The sequence below is a fragment of the Clostridioides sp. ZZV14-6009 genome, assembly GCF_020658095.1.
Lineage (GTDB): Bacteria > Bacillota > Clostridia > Peptostreptococcales > Peptostreptococcaceae > Clostridioides.
Genome location: NZ_JAGWDG010000001.1, coordinates 629,894 through 651,177 on the forward strand (window position 1 = coordinate 629,894; position 21,284 = coordinate 651,177).

At 27.7% G+C, this 21,284-nt stretch carries 20 protein-coding genes; 12 read left to right on the forward strand and 8 right to left on the reverse strand.

Annotated elements, in window-relative coordinates:
* Positions 1-114 precede the first annotated feature (114 nt).
* Complete coding sequence (locus KGF36_RS02700) at positions 115-1,245, forward strand: XRE family transcriptional regulator (protein ID WP_227854551.1); 1,131 nt, start codon at positions 115-117, stop codon at positions 1,243-1,245.
* Between the two features lie 159 nt (positions 1,246-1,404).
* Here the strand turns inward: KGF36_RS02700 and KGF36_RS02705 are convergent, their stop codons facing one another.
* Both KGF36_RS02705 and KGF36_RS02710 read right to left on the reverse strand, forming a co-directional pair.
* On the reverse strand, positions 1,405-2,358 hold the full coding sequence (locus tag KGF36_RS02705) for an L-lactate dehydrogenase (protein ID WP_227854552.1): 954 nt from the start codon (positions 2,356-2,358) through the stop codon (positions 1,405-1,407).
* A gap of 109 nt (positions 2,359-2,467) precedes the next feature.
* Positions 2,468-3,436, reverse strand: coding sequence for an L-lactate dehydrogenase (locus KGF36_RS02710; RefSeq protein WP_227854553.1), 969 nt, complete (start codon positions 3,434-3,436; stop codon positions 2,468-2,470).
* Positions 3,437-3,795: 359 nt separating this feature from the next.
* Between KGF36_RS02710 and KGF36_RS02715 the strand changes: the two genes are divergently transcribed.
* The 6 genes from KGF36_RS02715 to KGF36_RS02740 all read left to right on the forward strand — a co-directional run bounded on the left by KGF36_RS02715 (position 3,796) and on the right by KGF36_RS02740 (position 9,650).
* Complete coding sequence (locus KGF36_RS02715) at positions 3,796-4,995, forward strand: DHHA1 domain-containing protein (protein WP_227829528.1); 1,200 nt, start codon at positions 3,796-3,798, stop codon at positions 4,993-4,995.
* A gap of 54 nt (positions 4,996-5,049) precedes the next feature.
* Positions 5,050-5,550, forward strand: coding sequence for a GNAT family N-acetyltransferase (locus KGF36_RS02720; protein WP_227829527.1), 501 nt, complete (start codon positions 5,050-5,052; stop codon positions 5,548-5,550).
* A 141-nt stretch (positions 5,551-5,691) separates the two neighbouring features.
* Positions 5,692-6,006 (forward strand): hypothetical protein, encoded by a 315-nt coding sequence (locus tag KGF36_RS02725; RefSeq protein ID WP_227829526.1) that lies wholly within the window; start codon positions 5,692-5,694, stop codon positions 6,004-6,006.
* A gap of 163 nt (positions 6,007-6,169) precedes the next feature.
* Complete coding sequence (locus KGF36_RS02730; protein WP_227829525.1) at positions 6,170-7,135, forward strand: VanZ family protein; 966 nt, start codon at positions 6,170-6,172, stop codon at positions 7,133-7,135.
* A gap of 112 nt (positions 7,136-7,247) precedes the next feature.
* Positions 7,248-8,036, forward strand: coding sequence for a putative ABC transporter permease (locus KGF36_RS02735; RefSeq protein WP_227850052.1), 789 nt, complete (start codon positions 7,248-7,250; stop codon positions 8,034-8,036).
* A gap of 294 nt (positions 8,037-8,330) precedes the next feature.
* Positions 8,331-9,650 carry an aminotransferase class III-fold pyridoxal phosphate-dependent enzyme gene (locus KGF36_RS02740; RefSeq protein WP_227829523.1) on the forward strand — a complete coding sequence of 440 codons (1,320 nt, stop codon included), beginning with the start codon at positions 8,331-8,333 and terminating at the stop codon, positions 9,648-9,650.
* 72 nt (positions 9,651-9,722) lie between these two features.
* Here the strand turns inward: KGF36_RS02740 and KGF36_RS02745 are convergent, their stop codons facing one another.
* From KGF36_RS02745 to KGF36_RS02770, 6 genes are all read right to left on the reverse strand, one after another.
* The gene (locus KGF36_RS02745) at positions 9,723-10,157 is read right to left on the reverse strand and encodes a hypothetical protein (protein WP_227840642.1); all 435 of its coding nucleotides are present in this window, start codon (positions 10,155-10,157) and stop codon (positions 9,723-9,725) included.
* Between the two features lie 89 nt (positions 10,158-10,246).
* Complete coding sequence (gene hydG, locus KGF36_RS02750; RefSeq protein WP_227829521.1) at positions 10,247-11,623, reverse strand: [FeFe] hydrogenase H-cluster radical SAM maturase HydG; 1,377 nt, start codon at positions 11,621-11,623, stop codon at positions 10,247-10,249.
* The gene (gene hydE / locus KGF36_RS02755) at positions 11,624-12,709 is read right to left on the reverse strand and encodes a [FeFe] hydrogenase H-cluster radical SAM maturase HydE (protein WP_227829520.1); all 1,086 of its coding nucleotides are present in this window, start codon (positions 12,707-12,709) and stop codon (positions 11,624-11,626) included.
* Positions 12,710-12,744: 35 nt separating this feature from the next.
* Entirely contained in the window at positions 12,745-13,953 is a 1,209-nt protein-coding gene (hydF, locus tag KGF36_RS02760) for a [FeFe] hydrogenase H-cluster maturation GTPase HydF (RefSeq protein WP_227829519.1), read from the reverse strand.
* Between the two features lie 14 nt (positions 13,954-13,967).
* Positions 13,968-14,219 carry a TM1266 family iron-only hydrogenase system putative regulator gene (locus KGF36_RS02765; protein WP_227434807.1) on the reverse strand — a complete coding sequence of 84 codons (252 nt, stop codon included), beginning with the start codon at positions 14,217-14,219 and terminating at the stop codon, positions 13,968-13,970.
* 379 nt (positions 14,220-14,598) lie between these two features.
* Positions 14,599-15,639: a M42 family metallopeptidase gene (locus tag KGF36_RS02770; RefSeq protein ID WP_227829518.1), complete on the reverse strand. Its 1,041-nt coding sequence runs from the start codon at positions 15,637-15,639 to the stop codon at positions 14,599-14,601.
* Positions 15,640-16,124: 485 nt separating this feature from the next.
* Here KGF36_RS02770 and KGF36_RS02775 point away from each other — a divergent pair, with 485 nt between their 5' ends.
* The 5 genes from KGF36_RS02775 to KGF36_RS02795 all read left to right on the forward strand — a co-directional run bounded on the left by KGF36_RS02775 (position 16,125) and on the right by KGF36_RS02795 (position 21,283).
* Positions 16,125-17,285 carry a DUF819 domain-containing protein gene (locus tag KGF36_RS02775; RefSeq protein ID WP_227829517.1) on the forward strand — a complete coding sequence of 387 codons (1,161 nt, stop codon included), beginning with the start codon at positions 16,125-16,127 and terminating at the stop codon, positions 17,283-17,285.
* A 342-nt stretch (positions 17,286-17,627) separates the two neighbouring features.
* Positions 17,628-17,789, forward strand: a complete 162-nt coding sequence (locus tag KGF36_RS02780) for a hypothetical protein (RefSeq protein WP_227434804.1) — start codon at positions 17,628-17,630, stop codon at positions 17,787-17,789.
* Positions 17,790-17,981: 192 nt separating this feature from the next.
* A complete protein-coding gene (locus tag KGF36_RS02785; RefSeq protein WP_227829516.1) occupies positions 17,982-18,611 on the forward strand; it encodes an endonuclease/exonuclease/phosphatase family protein in 630 nt (209 codons plus the stop codon).
* Between the two features lie 251 nt (positions 18,612-18,862).
* Positions 18,863-20,122: a VanW family protein gene (locus tag KGF36_RS02790; protein ID WP_227829515.1), complete on the forward strand. Its 1,260-nt coding sequence runs from the start codon at positions 18,863-18,865 to the stop codon at positions 20,120-20,122.
* 183 nt (positions 20,123-20,305) lie between these two features.
* Positions 20,306-21,283 carry a protein kinase domain-containing protein gene (locus KGF36_RS02795; protein WP_227829565.1) on the forward strand — a complete coding sequence of 326 codons (978 nt, stop codon included), beginning with the start codon at positions 20,306-20,308 and terminating at the stop codon, positions 21,281-21,283.
* Position 21,284: the final 1 nt, after the last annotated feature.

A 21,284-nucleotide genomic window follows, 5' to 3' on the forward strand; every position in this document is an offset into this window, starting at 1 on the left:
ATTTATGTTTTCATCTTTTGTTTTTTTGTCAATAATGTGATAAATTATTAATTGTAATGTTATAATTTATATTTGTATGACTAAAGAATTTAATTTTTGAAAGAGAGAAAACAAATGAATTTAAAAGACTTTAATGGAAAAAGATTAAAATCAGCTAGAGTTTTTAGAGCTAAAACTCTAGAACAGTTATCTAAAGAAACTAAAATAAATAAAAAAGATTTACAAGCTTTTGAAGAAAATAAGTATGTTCCAAATATTGAAAATGCATTAAAATTATCAAATATATTAAACTTCCCCAAAGAGTATTTTTATAAAAATGAAAGTATAAATGTTATTGTAGAAGATAGTCATTTTAATCCTCATTCTAAACTTCCTAGAGTAGAGGGAATTTCTTATAGAGAAAAAATAATAATTATCCATAAAATATACTCGTTTATGGAAAGTTATATAAAATTTCCAAAAGAAAACTTACCAAATAGAAAACTAATTAAGGATGTTAATGTAAATGATATAGAAAGTCTTGCTAATAAGACTAGAAAACTTTGGAGTTTAAACAACAATCCAATATTAAATATGGTAAGTTTATTAGAGGCTAATGGGATTATAATATCAGGAATGAATGTAGATAGAAAAGGAGCAACAGTATTTACTCAAAAACAGAGAATTGGTAAAGAAACTAAATATCTAATATCTCTTGGGAATGATAAAAAATCAGCATCAATTAGAAACTATGATTTAGCATATGAGCTTGGATATATAATATCAAGTCAATTAGGAATACCAAATAAGCAATTTTTAGCAGATGAGTATGCTTGTGCATTTTTGCTTCCAAGAGAGACTTTTTTAGAAGACTTGGTTTATCCAGAAGACCTAGATTATTATGTAGAACTAAAGCAAAAATGGATTGTGCCTATATCTGTTATGATTTTTAGAGCATATAATTTAGGTGAGATAAGCTACAAAAAGTATAATTATCTTATGAGTGAAATGGATAAACGCGGATGGTTAATAGAAGAACCATTAGATAAAATGAAGGGTGTAAGTCCAGTATATTTAAAAAAAGCAGTCGAATTATTGATAGAAAACAAAATAATGAATACAGATAATATAGTATCAAATTTAGGGGATATAGGAATAAGTCTTTATCCAGAAGACCTAGAATTGTTGATGGGATTAAAAAATGGATTTCTATCTCAAAATACAAAGAAAAAAAGCAAAGTTATAAAGTTTGATGGGAAAAGATAAATTAATAATTTAATATTGAAAGATAAAAGCAGGTATTTATATTTAAGCTTTGTTGATATGGTTTTTTATCATAAGCAATTTACCTGCTTTCAATATTAAATTTAAGATATATTTAAAATATGCTATTAATTTAAATATGTATTCTAATATGATATTAATCTAAATATCCTTAGCAATTTGAATGTATTCTTTTAAAATAGTACATGATTTATTGAATTTTTTTTGTTCATCATCAGTTAAATTAATTTCTACTATAGACTCAACTCCATTTATGCCAATTATAGCAGGCACACCAGCAAATACATCTTTTTGTCCATATTGTCCATCTAATAGAGTAGAAACAGGAAGGATTTTTCTTTCATTATGAAAAATTGCCTTTACTATTTCTGTTAAAGCAGTACCAATACCAAATTCAGTAGAACCTTTGCCATAAAGTACATCCCAACCAGCTCTTGCTGTTTTTTCAGTTAATTCATCTAAGTTTAATTTTCCATAAGTGCTAGGATTTTCTTTCATAATATCAAACAATGGCTTACCACCAATTGAAACATGAGACCAAGGAACTATCTGAGAATCTCCATGTTCACCCATAGAATAAGCTTGTATTGATTGTTGAGGAAGATTTGTTTCCTCAGATAAAAGTCTTCTAAGTCTCGAAGAATCAAGTGCAGTGCCTGTGCCTAAAACTTTATTTTTAGAAAATCCAGAAACTTTCCAAATATAATCAGTAATTATATCTACTGGATTTGAAATTACAATAAATATACCATCAAATCCAGACTCAACAATAGGTTTTACAATTGTTTTTACAACGTTGATTGTAGACTCAAGTGTATCCAATCTAGTCTGATTTTTTTCAGGTAATGGACCCGCACTTATTACTATAATATCAGAATCTTTACAATCATCAAGATTTCCACTTTTTATTTTTGTGGCATGTTTAAGATAAGAAACTGCATCTGATAAATCTAAAGCTTGAGCCTTAGCTTTACTTTCATCTATATCAATCATTAGTAACTCATCACAAACTCCTTGAGTTACTAAACTAAATCCACAATGTGAACCAACATGACCAGTTCCTATTATTGATACTTTTCTTGGTTTTATTGACAAATTTAACATCTCCTTACATTTTGTTTTATGTATACATATGAGAATGCTCTATAATAATTATAGAGCATCTAAATAAGTTAATTAAAGAATAAATAGCATAGATTTAAAACTAAATAGTCTTTGAAAGTGCAATATGGTCTCTTAAAACAGAACAAGATTTACTAAATCCAGCTTGCTCATCATTAGTTAAATTGATTTCAACAATTCCCTCAATCCCATTTTTACCTATAATACAAGGAACACCTGCAAATACATTTTCTTCATTGTATTGACCTTCTAATAATGTAGAAACTGGTAAAATCTTTTTCTCATTATGTAGTATAGCTTTTAAAATTTCTACTAAAGCAGTTCCTATTCCAAACTCTGTGCAATCTTTGCCATTTATTATACCTATACCTGTTTTCTTGTTTTTTTCAACTATTGATGGTAAGTCTAATTTGCCATAAGTATCTGGATTATCCTTTATCATATCTAAAATTGGTTTGCCACCAATTGAAACATGAGACCAAGGAACTATTTGAGAATCTCCATGTTCACCCATTGAGTAGGCCTGTATTGATTGTTGAGCGATTCCAGTCTCTTCAGATAAAAGTCTTCTAAGTCTTGTTGAGTCTAAAGCTGTTCCAGTTCCAATAACTCTGTTTTTAGGAAAACCAGACTTTTCCCAGATATAATTTGTAACTACATCAACTGGATTAGAAATAACGATAAATATACCATCAAATCCAGAATCAATTATAGGTTTTACTATAGATTTTATCATCCCAATAGTTGGTTTTAGTAAGTCTAACCTAGTTGTGTTTTGTCTGCGTAAAGGACCTTCTGAAGAATCTGCAACACTTATCACTACTATATCAGAATCCTTACAATCATTAAAAGTTCCTTTTTCTATATGTACTTTATGTGGAAGATAGGAAACCGCATCAGCTAAATCTAAAGCTTGAGCCTTTGCCTTAGCTTCATCAATATCAATCATAAAGAGCTCATCACAAACTCCTTGAGTTATCAAACTAAATCCACAGTGCGAACCAACATGACCTGAACCTACAATAGATATTTTTCTTGGTTTTATTGGCATTTTAAATCACTCCCCCTACAAAATAAAACGATATATTTATAATACAATGCTATATGTTATTAAGTATGTTTTTTATAGATTGCAATATTCTATCATTTCAGAAAATTTATTTAATATGATTTTATACTAAAGTTTTTAAAAAAGCAATGTTAATATACTTTATATTATTGAATATTTAAAATAATATATAATTATAAATTTGTTAACATTAATATCTATATGTTAAAATATAGTAGAAGATTACTATTAAAAAATAGGTTAAGCTATATCTGGTGTAATTACTTTAAACTTAACCTAAAATATGTGCATATTTAAACAATAAGGCAGTTTAGAATAAAGGAAATGGAGATAAAATCATAATGGAAAAGTTATACTATACGAATCAGTATATAAGAGATTTCACGGCAGAAATAATTGAGATAAGAGAAATAGAAAATAAGTTTCATGTTTTGCTGGATAAAACAGCGTTTTTCCCTGGTGGAGGAGGACAATTTGGAGACTTAGGAAAAATAGATGATTATGAAGTAATAAGCGTATATGAAGAAGATAAAAAAGTGTATCATATATTAGATAAAAAACCAATAAAAATACATAAGGTAAAGTGTAGTATTGATTGGGATAGAAGAGAAGATGGTATGCATCAACATTTTGGACAACATGTACTCTCAGGGTGTTTTTTTAAGACTTTTAATGCAAATACAACCGGTTTTCATTTAGGAAATGAGTACAGTACAGTAGATATAGATGGTAACTTAGATGAAGAAAAAATTAGAGAGATAGAGTTGCTTGCTAATGAAATTATTCGTCAAAATATACAAGTAGAAACATTACTTCCAACTAAAAGAGAATTAAAAAAAATTTGGGTAAGACGTGCTTTACCAAACACAAATGAAGAAATAAGGGTAGTAAAAATAGGTGACTTAGATACAAATGCATGTTGTGGAGTACACCCAAAATCAACAAGTGAGCTTAGAATGATAAAAATAAAGAAGTGGGAGAAGCATAAATCTAGTACAAGAATAGAGTTTTTAGCTGGGAAAAGAGCTGTAGATGAAGTATTAAAAAGGGATGTATACTTAACCAAAATCTGTAGATATTTAAGTTGTAGTGAAGAAGATGCTATAAATGGAATTGTAAATTTAAATGAGAAAGTGGAAGATTCTCTAAGTAAAAAAAGAAAACTTGAAGAAATAGTAGCTAAGTATCAAGTTAAAGAAATGGTAGAAAATGCAAATAAGATTGGAAATGTTTCAGTTGTTAAAAAAATTTATGATGAAGAAGATTTAAAATATGTAAATAAAATTGCAAATAAAATTACAGAAGATGAAAATAATATTGCATTATTAGCTGTTAGATTTGAAGAAAAAATAAACTTGATTTTTGCATGTTCTAAAAATTTGAAAGCTGTCAATATGGGAAGTTTATTGAAGGATGCAATAAGTCTTATAGATGGTAAAGGTGGAGGAAGTCAGGTTTTAGCTCAAGGTGGAGGAAAAAATAATGGTAACTTAGAATCTACCTTCGATTATGCATTTATGAAACTAGAAAAAATTTTATAATGTATTATTACAAAAGATTAATGTAATACATAAAATAGATATGGGGGAATAAGTATGGAACAACAAAAAGACTATATAGAATTATATGAAAATGAAGAGCTGATAGAGATAAGAGAAGCCCGTTTAGAGGATTTGGATATAATAGCGAAATTTAATTATAATTTAGCCAAAGAAACAGAAGGAAAAGAACTTGACATGGATGTTTTAACTAAAGGTGTAAGGGCATTGTTATTAGATGAAAGAAAAGGAAAATATTATGTATATACAGTATTTGATAAGGTTGTCGCACAGATTATGTATACATATGAGTGGAGTGATTGGAGAAATGGAAACTTTCTTTGGATTCAGAGTGTATATGTAGAGAAAGAGTATAGAAGAAAGAGCATCTTTAATTATTTATTTAATCATATAAAAAATATGTGTGATAGAGATGAAAATATTGTTGGCATGAGATTATATGTAGAAAAAGAAAACATAAATGCAAAAGCAACGTATGAGTCTTTAAATATGTATGAATGTGATTATAATATGTATGAATATGAAGTAATAAACTAGTAATGTAAATATAAAAATTAATAAGCCAGTAATATAAACTTATACTATTATTATATTAAGATTATAAGTTTATCCTGAGTATATTGAGAATTGTATGAAATAAACCAGATATTATAATTAAATTTATTAGGGGGTATAAGTATGGGCGTTTTAAAAGTCATGTTTTATGTATTTTTGTTTTTAGATTTAGTGTCAATATTCTGTTTCTTTTTTAATAAAGGAAAGATAGCATCTAATACAATTGTATTTAATGCAATAGGGGTATATACATTTGTACTTTGTTTCATGCATTTTAGTTCTTATCCAAGTAATAATATTCTTGGTAAATTTATTGCATCTCTCTTTTTTATACTTGGAATTGCAGGCGTTATGCTTAAAGAAAAAAATTTTTTATATGCTAGATTACTTTTAACTTTGGTTATTGTTTGTTCTACACTTAAATTGTTTGTTATTTAATAAAATGTATTTATAAGGAAATTTATGAAGGTCTATATTTTAAAGTATAGACCTTTTTTAATGTGTTTTAATTTAACACTTAAGGAAAATTTAAGAAAATTTTAAAGGCATCTTAAATACTTGTTGGTACTATTAAAATATTAAAAGAGAGAAGGTGTTATTATTGAAAAAGGAAATATGTGGAACTTCAGAAAAATTATTATTGTCAATTATATACACAATATTTTTGGTATATGTTTTAATAACTATAAGGATAATTTTATTTAAAGATGTACCAATTTACGCTATTTTCAAGGGGGGATTTAGGTCTGTCAATTTAATTCCCTTTTATACAGTATGGCAATTTATAACAGACAGTAACATTAGTCTTATAAGAGCTATTGCAAATATCATAGGTAATGTAGGTATATTTATTCCGATGGGAATTTTTCTTCCTATAGTATTAAAAAAATTAGATAAAAGAAATATAATTATAATAATTTCTCTTATTAGTTTAGGATTTGAATTAATACAATACATTTTGGCTATTGGAAGCAGTGACATAGATGATGTGATTCTAAATTCATTAGGTGGGATACTTGGTATTATTATTTATACAAAGGTGACCAAATTATTTCCTAATAACATTAAAAAATTCCAAGCCATAATAAGTACAAGCATAATTTTGGGAGTGATAGGATTGGGTGTCATTGTTACAAACTACCAAAGCTTGTTAACTTTTAAACTCAAGCCAGATAAACAAGTTTCAAGAATATTAGTTGAAGAAAATAAGGAAATAGTTAAAGATATAGATAAAAATGAGGCAGATATAATTGGTTCATTTGAAAGTTTTAAAAATGGTGTGTTAACTATTAAGACAGCTTGTAATAATAATATAAAGTGTCCAGAAAATTTAATGGATAAGGATGGTTATATAAAAGTTTATCTGAGTAAAAATACAAAATTAATATCTTTTGTAATTACTGAAGAAGAGAACAAAGATATAATTAGATATGAAGAATTTGATGTTAAAAATTTACCTCTATTAAAGAAAACTGATACATTTGAGATTTGGATTGATAAAGATAATCAACCAAAAGATGAACATGGAATCACAGCTTCTAGATTATTAATTGGATTAGATGAATAGAATATCCAATAAAAAAAGAATAACAAAAGTAAAAAACGAAAAAACTATTTCTATAATTATTTTTACATTATGCACAAAAATATATCAACTGTTGAAGGAGTAGAGATAAATTATGGAGATAATAAAATATATTTTGTATTTTTTTATATATTCATTTCTAGGATGGGTAGTAGAAAGTGCAGGATGTTCTATAGCAAGCAAAAGGATAATCAATAGAGGGTTTTTAAATGGTCCAATATGTCCTGTTTATGGTTTTGGAGCAGTACTTGTGATATCAATACTAGGAAGATTTGACAATATAATTATTTTATTTTTGATAGGAATGATTTTGACTACAATTCTAGAATATTTTACAGGATTTATTTTAGAAACATTATTTCATGCTAAATGGTGGGATTATTCTGACCAAAAATTTAATATAAAGGGAAGAGTCTGTTTAAAAAATGCAATATATTTTGGTATAATGTCTGTTGTAATAATAAAATTTATACATCCCTATATAGAATATATTGTAAGTACTATTCCGTATAATATATTAATTTCAATAGTGGTAATTACGACTTTATGGACAATTGTGGATTTAATTGTTACTATCATATCACTTAAAAAATTAGATATGAAGCTCAATTTATTAGATGAAATAATTACAGACCTAAATGGTATAAATATGAAATTAGATAAGTTTGATAGAAGAGAGATACAAGCTTTATTTAAAACAATAAATAGTGAAGAATTAGAAGCTAGAGAAAAATTAAATAAAATAAACAGTAAATTAGACCGTATAGAATCTAATATTATCTTACAAAAAAGAATTATCAAGGCTTTTCCAGATATAAAACATAAAAAACAACAAGAACAATTACAATACTTTAAAGAAATCATCAATGATAATAAAAGATGATAATATGATTTAATTAAAAATAAACAGAAAAATAGTATTTATAAGATAATTTGCAAAGAACTCTATTATAATAGAATAGAGTTCTTTATTTTTTGGAGAAATAGAGTTGATTTGCTGAAAACAAAATATATTATCTCTGAATAACAAATATTTTGAAAATTATAAAAACATATATTGACAATTTGTGTCAAAAATACTAACATTAGTATATAAAGAATTTTATATAAAAATATCTTTACAAATTGCAATAATTCTAAAAATATAAATTTACTTAAAGAGGGGAATGATTTGCCAATGAGCGAGATAACTAGTCAAATGATAAGTACAGAAGAAAAAAAATATGTTGCTAAAACTCAAAAAATACCTTATTATCCAGTAGCATTTAAATCAGGTGAAGGTGCGATGTTATATGATTATGAAGGTAATGAGTATGTAGACTTTTTAGCAAGTGCAGGCTCTGCAAATGTAGGTCATGGAAATAAGGAAATCTCACAAGCAGTTAAAGAACAAATGGATGATATCACACAATATACACTTGCATATTTCCATAGTGATCCTCCTGTAAAATTAGCTGAAAAGCTTGTGGAAATAGCCCCTGGAGATAATGATAAGAAAGTATTATACAGCGCAACAGGCTCTGCTTGTATAGATGCTGCTATAAAATTAGCAAGAGGATATACTGGAAGAACAAAAATAATATCTATGTGTGAGTCATATCATGGAAGTACTTATGGAGCTATATCTATATCTGCATTAAGTACAAATATGAGAAGAAAAATGGGTCCATTATTACCAGAAGTTTATCACTTCCATTATCCAGATAAAAATAGAACTGCTAAAGAATGTTTAGATGAAATGGAATATGCTTTTGCACACTACTTACCAGTAGAAGAAGTAGCTGCAATATTTATAGAACCAATTGCAGGAGATGCAGGGATAATAGTGCCTCCAGTAGAATGGATTCAAGGATTAAGTAAAATATGTAAAGAAAATGGAATACTACTTATAAGTGATGAAATACAACAAGGTATGGGAAGAACAGGTAAATGGTTTGGTATAGAAAACTTTGGTGTTGAAGCAGACCTTATAGTTCTTGGAAAATCTGTTGGTGGAGGATTACCTTTAGGAGCAGTTGTTGGAAGAACAGAAATAATGCAAAGTCTTGATGCACCAGCACATCTATTTACTTTAGCTGGAAATACAACAGTATGTGTAGCTGCTTTAAAATCTATAGAAATAATTGAAAAAGAAAACTTACTTCAAAAGAGTATAGAAATGGGAGATTATATTAAAGCAGGATTTGAAAAACTAAAAGAAAAATACGATATAATTGGAGAAATAAGAGGCTTAGGTTTATCTATAGGAGTTGATATAGTTAAAGGAAAAGGTTCTACTGAAAAATATCCAGATGCTACAGCTAAGATATGCTATAGATGTATACAAACTGGTTTGATAATGATATTCTTAGGACAATCTACTTTAAGAGTACAACCACCTCTAGTAATAACTAAGGAACAGGTAGATAAAGCAATGAGCATTATAGATTCTGCAATAGATGATTATTTAAATGGTAGAATTGGTGACGAAGTTTATGAAGTAACTCAAGGTTGGTAAAATAGATATTAAATAAAAAAGAGTTATCTCAATTTTAGAAAGTAATTTCTGAAATGAGATAACTCTTTTAAGTTACCCACAAGTAAGAAGATTAGTCGATTCATTAAAGGTTATGTTTTGGGTATTACTTTTGTGAGTATCAGAAACAGTATTACGAGAGTAGTTACCCTTACTCGAACTATCTGTCAATTTTGTTATAATCAAAATTGCTAAAAGAATAAAAATTACTGTGTATAAAGCAATAACATATGGTTTTCTTTTATATTTGTATTTGTTATTAAAAAAAGAATGCCCATAATTATCTCTATTGACCTTATGTTTGTTTATATTTGTATTCTTTTTTTTGTTATTTTTCTTTTTATCATCCTTTTTTCTATTTTTAGGGTAAGGAATGACTTTGTGTGTATCATCAAGTTTGACATTTTTATTTTTTTGAATATTGTTTTCTAGGCTAGCTTTTTTTTCTCCAAATTGAATAGTTTTATTGGTATTGTTGTTATCTTTCAATGTTAATCTCCCTCCCTTAAACTTTCCCTTTAGATAATATTACTACTAACCTATAGAATATACAATAATAATATACAATGAATAAAATTTTATAAGTATAAATCTCTTTCCCCACGTTCTAAGGCAGTCATATTGTTAGATACAATGTTTCTTATGTCTTCTCTTTCTATCTTAGCTATTTCTTCAGTAATAAGTTTTTTACCCATAACTTTAAGTTCTTCATCACCATAATCAATTAAAAATTCATTTAATGTAGTAAGTGCATTTGGTGTGCAGACGTTGTGAATTTGACGACTCTTAGCTAAACTCATAAATCTATCCCCAGTTCTACCTTTTCGATAACAGGCTGTACAGTAACTAGGTATATATCCATCAGTAATTAGTTCCTTAAGTACTTCTACAGGGCTTCTGTGGTCTCCAACCTCGAATTGATCTGTATTGTCACCATCCTCATATGCTTTATATCCACCAACACCTGTTAGAGAACCTGCACTAACTTGTGATACACCATATTTTAATAATTCATTTCTCATTTCGGCAGTTTCTCTAGTAGACATTATAATTCCAGTAAAAGGAACTGCTAATCTAGTTATAGCTACAATTTTTTTAAACATATCATCAGAAACTAAATGAGGGAAGTTTTCTAAGTTCATACCTTCAGCTTTTTTTAATCTAGGAAAAGATATAGTGTGGAATCCTACACCAAATTTTTCTTCCAGATGTTCATTATGCATCATAAGGCCTAAAACTTCAAATTTAGGATCAGCTAAACCAAATAAAACTCCAGCACCAACATCATCAACTCCAGCTTCCATAGCTCTATCAAAAGCTGTTAAATGGTAGTAGTAGTCATTTTTTATAGATTGACCATGCATCTTTATAAATGTTGGTTTATGGTATGTTTCTTGGAATAGTATATAAGTTCCTATTCCTTTTTCTTTTAATAGTTTATATTCATCTACACTAGTAGCTGCTATGTTAACGTTTACCCTTCTTATATTTCCATTTTCATTATATGTTGAATAAATTGCATCTAAGCAGTCTAATATATAGTTTATATCACAATTTTTAGGGTCTTCACCAGCTTCTAAAGCAAGTCTTTTATGCCCCATTTTTTCCAGTATTTTAACTTCTTCTCTTACTTCGTCCATAGTAAGCTTTTTTCTTTTAAATTTATTACATGTATTGAAACCACAGTAAACACATTCATTTACACAGTAGTTTGATACATAGAGAGGGGCAAATAAAACCACTCTATTACCGTATATTTCATTTTTTATTTGCCCAGCTATACTAAACAATCTATCAAGTTGTTTTTTATCTTCTACTTCAAGAAGTGTAGCTATATCTTTATAGCTAAGTTTTTCTCTTCTATCAGCCTTATCAAGCACTTTCTCAATATCATCAGAAGTTGAATTTTTTGCATCCTCTAATAAAGAATTAATAAGTTCATGTTTTATGAACATTTACAAACGCCTCCATTCAATATTATCACCACGAGAGTAGTCAACTTTAAGTCCTAGCGACTTGATATTTTCCTCTAAACTCTGGTGATATTCACAAGCTTCTTGACCAGTAAATGCTTTGTTATCATAAAGAGAATATTGTTTTCTAAATTCTTGAGGAGAAAGGTTTGGCATAATTACATTACAACCAGCTAAAAGGCCTGCATTTCTACCACTAGGGTTTATAGATGCAAGAGCTGTTGTAGCAGGTAATAAGACTTTTGGAAGTAGAAGTCTTGTAATTGAAAGCATAAGTAGTGTTTTTTCTAAATCACCATGTTTATAATCTTTAAAGATTGTATCATGATGTGGGATAAAAGGTCCTATACCAACCATATGAGGATTTAACTCTTTTAGGTATAATAAGTCACGAACAAGGTCCTCATTGCTTTGGAATGGTGACTCAACCATAAATCCAGCACCTACTTGATAACCAATTTCCTTGAGGTTTTTAAGGCATTCTTTTCTAGTTCTAAGTTCAATGTTTGGCGGATGTAATTTTTTGTAATGGCTGTCTGTAGCAGTTTCATGTCTTAAAAGATATCTGTCTGCACCACTTAAAAAGTATTTTTTATAGGAGTCATAGCTTTTTTCTCCTAATGATAATGTTATAGCGCAATCCTCATATTTATTTTTTATACTTGAAACAATCTCACATATCTTATCATCAGTAAAATATGTGTCTTCACCACCTTGTAAAACAAAAGTTCTGTATCCTATCTTATAACCTATATCACAACATTCAAGTATTTCATCCGTTGAAAGTCGATATCTTGTAATATTTTTGTTAGAAGATTGTATACCACAGTAGTAACAATTGTTTTTGCAGTAGTTTGTAAGTTCTATAAGCCCTCTTAAGTAGACTCTATTTCCATAGTATTTATTTCTCATATCGCTAGCTTGCTTGTAAAGATAGTTTCTCAAATTTTGTTCAAAGTTATATTCTTCATTGTCGATATTCTCTATTAAGTATAGTAGTTCATCAAAGCTTAGTGAATTAATGCTGTAAAGTTTATCTATAAAGTATTTAATCTTATTTTTAGTCATATCTAAATATGTATTTATTAAATATAGTTAAATTTTTAGTAATTGAAAAGTTCAAGTGATCTTTCTAAAATACCTTTTGTATATGCTATTAAAATACCATAGTTTACGATAGGTACATTGAAAGATTTTGCCTTTTCTATTCTAGATAACATTCCAGCTCTATTCATCATACAAGCTCCACAATGAACTACAAGTGCATATTTAGTTATATCTTCAGTGAAGGATACTCCAGAACTAAATTCAAAAGTAATATTTTTACCAGTTTTCTTTCTAATCATATTAGGGATTTTAACTGTTCCAATATCATCAGTTTGTCTATGATGAGTACAACCTTCAGCCATCAAGACCTTGTCACCATCTTTTAAATTTTCTAAAGCATAGGCACCATCAATTAATTCTTTAAGGTCTCCTTTTTGTCTAGCGAACAATATAGAAAAAGATGTAAGAGGAATATCTTTTGGAGTATCTTTATCCACTTGTGGAAATACTTGAGAGTCAGTAATAACAAGCTTAGGTTTTTTACTTAAATTAGATAGAGTTTCTTTTAAGTTATCTTCTTTTGTAACTATAGAAATTGCTCCAGTATCCAAAATATCTCTTATAACTTGCTGTTGAGGAAGTATAAGCCTACCTTTTGGAGCTGCCTTATCTATTGGAACGACTAAGACAACTAAATCATTTGGCTCAATTAAATCTGATACCAATTTAAACTCATTACTATCTTTAGGCAAAACCTTTATTATTTCATTTTTTAAATCTTCAATTCCAATTTTATCTGTTGATGAGACAGAAACAACTGGACATTTAACTTTATTTTTAGTTAAGCTTAAAATTTCAGATTGATTTTTAATTGTATCAATCTTGTTAAGTACTAAAATATGAGGTATATTTTTATCATTAAACTTTTCAATTAGTGATAAATCTTCTTTTGACACACCAATTTGGCAATCCACTACTAGTAAAGCTATGTCTGTCTTTTCTAAAATATCTAATGATTTGCTTATTCTAAGCTCACCAAGCTCACCAACATCGTCAAGACCAGCAGTATCTATAAGAACACAAGGTCCTATAGGAAGGATTTCCATTGGTCTAAATACTGGGTCTGTAGTAGTTCCAGCAATATCTGATACTATTGCAGCACTTTGATTTGTTATAGCGTTTATTACGCTAGATTTACCTGCATTTCTTTTGCCAAAGAGACCTATATGTACTCTTATTGATTGTGGAGTAGAATTTAGACTCATTTGTACTCACCACCTTAAATTTCTTTTTTTGATATACTAGTTTTTACAGATACATGAGGTATATTTCCCAATTTACCAGTCAAACTATTGATAATATCCATTTCGCCAACAACTGCTATACATACAATTGAGACACCCTCTTCTTCACAAGGAATTCCCATTCTACCTTTAATAATGCCTTTAAAAGTCGATACAACTTCATTAAATTTAAGCTGACATTCTTTTGGTTCTTCCAAAATAGCACTTATAACCGCAACCTTTTTCATAAATATCCTCCTAACTCAGAAAATATGTTTTTAAACAAATCCAAAATCAAAAAACTTTTCTTTTTAAAGAAAAGTTTCTACAAAAGAAAAGTTATTAATTACACAATTATAATGTGCTATATTAAACTATTTCCTTACAGATTAGATAACTCTTTTCTGGTAGGGTTAGCTTGTAAAATTTATTTTAACAACAATTAACTAAAGAAAATTTTTATACAATTTGTGTGAATCATATAAAAATTAACTAAAGAAAATTGAAGTTACTTATATAATAGTAGTAAATCGAAATTAAGTCTATAGAAAAACCAATTTTTGTATAAAAATAAAAATAAAAATTGGTTATTTACAAAGAAATGACTTTAATAAAATATATAGTTAATTATTTTTTTAGCATATAATTTATAAGAAGTTTTAGAGTATTTTCAATTGCTTCTATATGAGTTCTTTCGTAGTGGTGGCTATTATTTGTTCCAGGGCCAACACAAGCTATTTGAACATCTTCTCCCCAACGAATAGCCTCTGAAGCATCTGAACCATAAAAAGTAAATACATCAACAGCATAATCTAAATTATTATCTTCTGCAACATCTACAAGTTTATTTCTTAAATTAAAATCATATAGAGATAAGTTATCTTTTGCAACTATAGTCACACCATGTTCACTAGATGTTTGACTTGGCCCAGTAGGTGCTATGTCTATTGCTACAAATTCTCTAGTTTTTTCAGGTAAAGCTTTAGAGACACCATGTCCAATTTCCTCATAATTACTTATATAGAAGTTAGTAGTATGTTTAGGTGTTAAGTTGTTTTCCTTAAAGTATCTAGCTATTTCAAGAACCATTGCTACAGCTGCTTTGTTATCTATATATCTAGATTTTATAAAACCAGATTCTGTAGCTTCAAAACGATGGTCTAGACATACAAAATCTCCAACACTTATTCCTAAATCCAAAACATCCTGTTTATTAAATACTTTTTCATCAAGTCTAATAATCATTGTTTCTTCATTTCTTTCAGATGCAGCTTTTGTCTGTCCATATATATGAGTAGAAGCGTATTTAAACACAATACTTCCTCTGATTTTTTTACCTTTTCTAGTTATAACAGTACAATTTTCACCCTCTATAGCGGCCCAACAACCACCACCAACTTTATGGTATTTAAGAGTACCATCTGGTGATATTTCTTTTACCATAGCACCAAGTGTATCCATATGTGCAGATATTGTTATTTGATTTGAATCATCTTCACCAGGAAGAGTAGCTATAAGTGCACCTTTTTTTGTAAGAGTAGTATTAAGACCTAAAGTTTCAAAATCCTTTTTGCTTTCTAAAACTGCATTTTCAGTATATCCAGCTGGACTTGGTATATCAAGATACTTCTTCATTAAATTTATAGTATTAGTTAAATTTAAGTTCATATTATTTCCTCCTAAAAAATATATATTCATACAAATTATAACATAAATACGAATGTTCTGAAAACTGTATTTGAAAGAAAAATTTCTAAATCTATTAAAAAAAATAATATATAAGGTAAAATTAATTTATATTATATAGGTTTAAGTTAAAAATAGTTTTATTGTATAAATAATAAAAATAAATAAAAAACAAATAAACAAATAAAAACAAATAAATGAGATATTTAGTTTAATTCTCTTTACAAATAAAGATTTTAGTAATAAAATAATTGTTGAAAAAGATTTTAAATTCAGATTATTCGTTTTTAAAGTAATTAATCTGTAAACCTTTATTAATATATGTAAATAGTTGGTTATATATGTATTTAATTAGCTAAATATATATATAAAAGTTTATTTTAATTATTTGGATTATTCTGAGAAAAATTTTTATTAGGAATTATAAAAAATCTGAATCACTTAGGAAAAGAGAGGATGTGTATAATGTGATTGAAAACGGATTCGTATTTTGTAGTTTTTTAGTTGTATTTGTAGGTGGCATTTTTTACATGGTTGATAAATTAAAATGGAAGATATTTGATGTTATTAATCCAATGCTTTTAATTTATTTAGGGTCTGCTATACTTGCATCATTTGGTTTATTTGCACAAAATGAAGAAGTTGGTATATATCAGAATATAATAACAGTAAATTTTCTACCATTAATGTTAGTATTCTTATTAATTCAATGTGATTTAAGAAAAATATTAAAAATGGGACCTAAAATGTTATTATCATTTTTCTGCGCTACATTGACATTTATGCTTGGATTTATCATAGCTTTTATAATTTTTAAAGGTTCAATGGGTGCAGATTCGTGGAAAGTTCTTGGTGCAGCATCTGGGTCATGGATAGGTGGTTCATCAAATATGATTGCAGCAGCTAATGCTCTAGGTGTTGCAGAAGAAGGGCTTAGCTATGCAATACTTATGGGTTCTATAGGATATACAGTATGGATGTCTGTTTGTCTAATGTCTGTAAAATTTGGCCCTAAATTCAACAAATGGACAAAATGTGATACAAGTTTTATAGATGAGGTTACAGCAAAGCTTGAGAAAGAAAATAAAGATAATACAGCACCTACATTTGTGGAACTTATGACTTTATTGTCTGTTGGATTTGGAGTTGCAGCATTTGCACAGATTGTATCTAAGATACTTCCAACTTCAGGTATACTTAATGAGACTATGTGGGTAGTGCTTGTTGCATCTACAGTATCAATACTGTTAGGTATGACTAAGATATCAAAACTTAAAGGAAGTACATTAGTGGGAAATGTATTTATGTACTTGCTTCTTGCAGCAACAGGAAGTAAAGCAAATTTCTTTGGACTATCAGAGGCTCCTGTTTACATAATGTTTGGATTAGTAGTAGTTCTTGTACATGCTATTTCATTTATAGGACTTGCAAAACTATTTAAATTAGACTTATTTACTTGTGAGGTAGGAAGTATAGCTAATATAGGTGGTGTAACTACAGCACCAATGATTGCTGGGGTTCATAATCCGGTATTAATTCCAGTAGGTGTACTTATGGGGCTTTTAGGAAATGTTATAGGAACTTATTGTGCTCTTATAGTGACTCAAATATTACATATGTTAGCTTAATGAAACTATAGTATAAAGCTAAATAATTCATATCAGAAAAGTTATTTCAATTTAAGTGTACACTTTTATCGAAATAACTTTTTTTATTTGACAAAATAAGTTATTTCAAAAAGCTATTTTGACATATTTAGTGAATAATATTGTAAAATTTACCAATAGTGATATATATTTAATTTTTATATTGAATCGAACGTTTGTATGGTGTATAATAAGCATATAGAACGAATGTTTGCAGAACGGATGTTTTTTGAAATTATTTTAATAATTTATGAATATATATAACAATACATAAATATATTTAAATATAAAGATAAAAAGAATTTAAAGGAGTGTTGATAACTTATGATAATTCCATCAAGAAAAATACAAGATATAACATTAACAAATTTAAAAAATGGTGAAGTGACTTTAATTGAATTAGATGAAATATATAAAAAGATGGGATTTTTATTTGTTGTAAGTGAAGGCAAATTGAAAAAAATAAAAAAGGAGAATCATCATTAAAAATGCATAAAATTATAAATACTATAAAATTTTGTAAAACCTAACTTATGTAGAATATAAATACTTAAGTTAGGTTTTTTGTGATAAAATCTGTGATTACTTGACTTTTAGAAAGCAGTACAGTGTTTTATAGACTAAAAAATAAATGAGTTTAAATCTCAAGGGCATAATACTGCATAAGAGGTGATATTAATGAAAATAGTAACCTACAATATTCATAAAGGTATGGATTCAAATAATAAATTGACATTACCTAAAATGGGAATGTATTTAAAACAATTAAATTGTGATGTGGTTTGTTTGCAGGAAGTACTATACCCTCAATTTTTAGCTTTAAAGGCTGTTTTAAATATGGATGGTGTATTTGCCACAAATGTAAAAAAGGTAAATATGATATATGGAATTTGTACATTTACAAAATTAAAAATATTAAACAATAATCATTTTTTTTTAACTAGTAAAAAAGAACAGCGAGGAGCACTTTGTATAACTGTAGATGATTATGGAGGAATTATAAATATTATAAACACACACTTAGGTTTAGATAGAGAAGAGAGGACAAAGCAACTAGATGAAATAATAGACTACAGAAATAGATTAGTAGGGGCTGTTGTTTTATGTGGTGATTTCAATGAAAAAAATATCTCTTTAGATATGTTTAATGATATGGCTGTTTGTTTAAATAAATCTCACTTAGCAACCTTTGAAAAGTCAAATTCTAGGATAGATTATATTTTTGCTGATAGAAAAACTAAACTAAAAGGATATATAGTAGAAAAGATTTATTTATCAGACCATTATCCAGTAATAGGATATATTTAATTTTTAATGTAGATTAATCAATATTCGTAAATAAGGGGTAAATTTTTTATTAAGGTATAATTAAAAAAATATAATTAAAAAGTGTCAAAAAGAAATCTAATTATAAGACATAAATTTACAATAAAGTTACATTTGCTTAAATGCCTTGTTTAAAAAAAGCTATTCAAATATAATCTAAAGTAGTTTTGAAAGGGAAACTTTAATAAGCAAAATTAAGATAAATTAAGTTAGTGTTAAAATGAGGTGAATTTATGAGCAGAAGTACAACAAGGGTTTCAAAATTAGGAAAAGAAAAAAAACGAACTTTCATAATAGTATTAGCAGTTTTAGCTGTAGCAATAGGTGTGTCTACTTATTTTTTTAACAACAAATTTCTATATAATGGGAAAATAGCTAAAAATGTATATATAGAAGATATAAATGTATCTGATATGACCAAAGAAGAAGCATTAAAAGCTATAACAGATAAGTATACTCCAGAAGACCTGAATCTTACTTATGATGGAAAAGATTATAAAATATCTCCAAATGATATTGATTTAAAATATAACACAGAAGAAGTTGTAAAAAATGCTTATGAGAGTACAAAAAAAGGTTCTTACTTTCAAAACTTAAAGAAGTATATCGATATAAGAATAAATAAGCTAGCCCTAAAAATAGAATCTGGATATGATGAGGCAAAACTTAGTGCTCAAGTATCTTCAGTAGCTGATAGTATCAATGTTAAAATGAAAAATGCTTCAATTAGTGTTGGAAGTGGTGGATTAAATTACACAGAGTCTGTTGTAGGTAGAGAATTTGACTTGGCATCAAATAAAGAATCTATATACAACATGATAAAAAATAAAGAGTACAAGTCTTTAGAACTAAAAGTAAATCTTCAAAAACCAGATATAACGACAGAACAAGTAAAATCTGTGAATTCTGTTATAGGCCAATATTCAACAACATATTCTCAATCTGTATCAGGTAGAGCATATAATGTGGCATTGTCAGCAAGAAAAACTAGTGATGTTTTACTAATGCCAGGTGAAGAATTTTCATATAATAAACTTACAGGGCCTAGCAATAAAGCTAATGGTTACAAAGATGCACCAGTTATAGTTTATGGGAAATTAGAGCAATCAGCAGGTGGAGGTGTTTGTCAAACATCTTCAACAGTTTATAATGCAGCTCTCCTTTCAGGTATGGAAATAACACAAGTTACAAATCACTCATCTGCATCTACTTATGTGCCAAGAGGTAGAGATGCTACAGTAAGTGATGGAGGATTAAATTTAAAATTTAAAAATCCATATAACCATCCCGTATATATTAAAAATTATGCAGGTGGAGGAAGTGTATCATCTATAGTATATGGCAATTCTGGTGACAAACCAAATATATCTATAGAAGTAAAAAACACTGGAAAAGATAAATATTCTACATATAGAGTGTATAAAGACTCAAGTGGGAAAGTCATAAAAAGAGAACATATATCAAATAGTTCTTATAAAGAATTGAAAAAATAGATTATTTTTTAGATTAATATTGAATTGATACAAAAAACAAGAGAGTTGAGAACTCTCTTGTTTTTTGTATAAGAGTAGACTTATTAATTGTCGTTTTGATATTAGAATCATTAATATATAGAAAATATTCCTATATATTGGTATAATTATAAATAGATTTAGTTATATAAAATGTATGAGGAGGTGACAGGGTTGAATTTTATAGGCAATAGGTATGAGGTAGTAAATTCTGATGACGTTTTAGAAATTAACAAAATCTATAAGGCTAGGGATGTTTTTTACAGAAAAAATGTGTTGATAAAAGTTATAAAACACAATAACTATATTTGTGAAGATTTTGTATCAAATTTAATTGATGAAAGTACTGCTTTAGATGAAATAAACTCTCCTTATATACTAAAAATAATTGATGTTGGGATTCATTGTACAGAAGAAACAACATTGTATTATATTGTAAGCGAAGACTTTGATGGTATTGGCCTAGATGAATTAATTCTAGGTAATTATCTTCATCTAGAAGCAATTATAAATATAATGATACAAGTTTTAAAGGCTTTAGAAATGATACATAGAAATTATTCATATCATGGCAGTTTAAAATCAAGTAGTATAATGGTGAATACAGAATATAATATTAAAATTTGTGATTTTGGAATTACAAGAGCAAATAATGGGGTTAATACAAGAAGCTATGGAAATAGAAAGTATTTATGCCCACATCAACTATGTATAAACTATACTGATAGAGAGAGTGATTTTTTCGCAACAGGTCTTATTTTGTTTGAGTCTATATTTAAGAAATTACCTTTTGGAGAAGCAAATTCAGAAGAAAAGATGTTACAATTGATTGATAAAGGACTAGACTGGAATAGTATAAGAGCAATTAATGGAAATATAGAACTTATAAATGTTATAAAAAGGCTGCTTGGTAGAAATAATAAGTATACTAGAGCTAATGATATTATTGTTGACCTTAGCAAGGTAATGTATGAAAAAGCATATATAGAGGTTGAAGATAAAGTAGAAGAAGAACCAAAAAAAATTGTTCAGGTCAAAAAAGAAGATAAAAGTAAAGTGAGAAGAAAATTACATAAAAAAATTGTTGTTGCTGGTTTAGCAATAGTTATGATTTCAATGATTATTATAGGTTCTATAATATAAA

Excerpts from the sequence above, each read along its gene's own strand:
- KGF36_RS02700 (WP_227854551.1), top strand. The coding sequence starts at position 115 with ATGAATTTAAAAGACTTTAATGGAAAAAGATTAAAATCAGCTAGAGTT.
- hydF (WP_227829519.1), bottom strand. The coding sequence starts at position 13,953 with ATGAGTCTAAATTCTACTCCACAATCAATAAGAGTACATATAGGTCTC.
- KGF36_RS02770 (WP_227829518.1), bottom strand. The coding sequence starts at position 15,639 with ATGAACTTAAATTTAACTAATACTATAAATTTAATGAAGAAGTATCTT.
- KGF36_RS02715 (WP_227829528.1), top strand. The coding sequence starts at position 3,796 with ATGGAAAAGTTATACTATACGAATCAGTATATAAGAGATTTCACGGCA.
- KGF36_RS02720 (WP_227829527.1), top strand. The coding sequence starts at position 5,050 with ATGGAACAACAAAAAGACTATATAGAATTATATGAAAATGAAGAGCTG.
- KGF36_RS02790 (WP_227829515.1), top strand. The coding sequence starts at position 18,863 with ATGAGCAGAAGTACAACAAGGGTTTCAAAATTAGGAAAAGAAAAAAAA.
- KGF36_RS02725 (WP_227829526.1), top strand. The coding sequence starts at position 5,692 with ATGGGCGTTTTAAAAGTCATGTTTTATGTATTTTTGTTTTTAGATTTA.
- KGF36_RS02740 (WP_227829523.1), top strand. The coding sequence starts at position 8,331 with ATGAGCGAGATAACTAGTCAAATGATAAGTACAGAAGAAAAAAAATAT.
- hydE (WP_227829520.1), bottom strand. The coding sequence starts at position 12,709 with ATGACTAAAAATAAGATTAAATACTTTATAGATAAACTTTACAGCATT.
- KGF36_RS02710 (WP_227854553.1), bottom strand. The coding sequence starts at position 3,436 with ATGCCAATAAAACCAAGAAAAATATCTATTGTAGGTTCAGGTCATGTT.
- KGF36_RS02780 (WP_227434804.1), top strand. The coding sequence starts at position 17,628 with ATGATAATTCCATCAAGAAAAATACAAGATATAACATTAACAAATTTA.
- KGF36_RS02765 (WP_227434807.1), bottom strand. The coding sequence starts at position 14,219 with ATGAAAAAGGTTGCGGTTATAAGTGCTATTTTGGAAGAACCAAAAGAA.
- KGF36_RS02785 (WP_227829516.1), top strand. The coding sequence starts at position 17,982 with ATGAAAATAGTAACCTACAATATTCATAAAGGTATGGATTCAAATAAT.
- KGF36_RS02735 (WP_227850052.1), top strand. The coding sequence starts at position 7,248 with ATGGAGATAATAAAATATATTTTGTATTTTTTTATATATTCATTTCTA.
- hydG (WP_227829521.1), bottom strand. The coding sequence starts at position 11,623 with ATGTTCATAAAACATGAACTTATTAATTCTTTATTAGAGGATGCAAAA.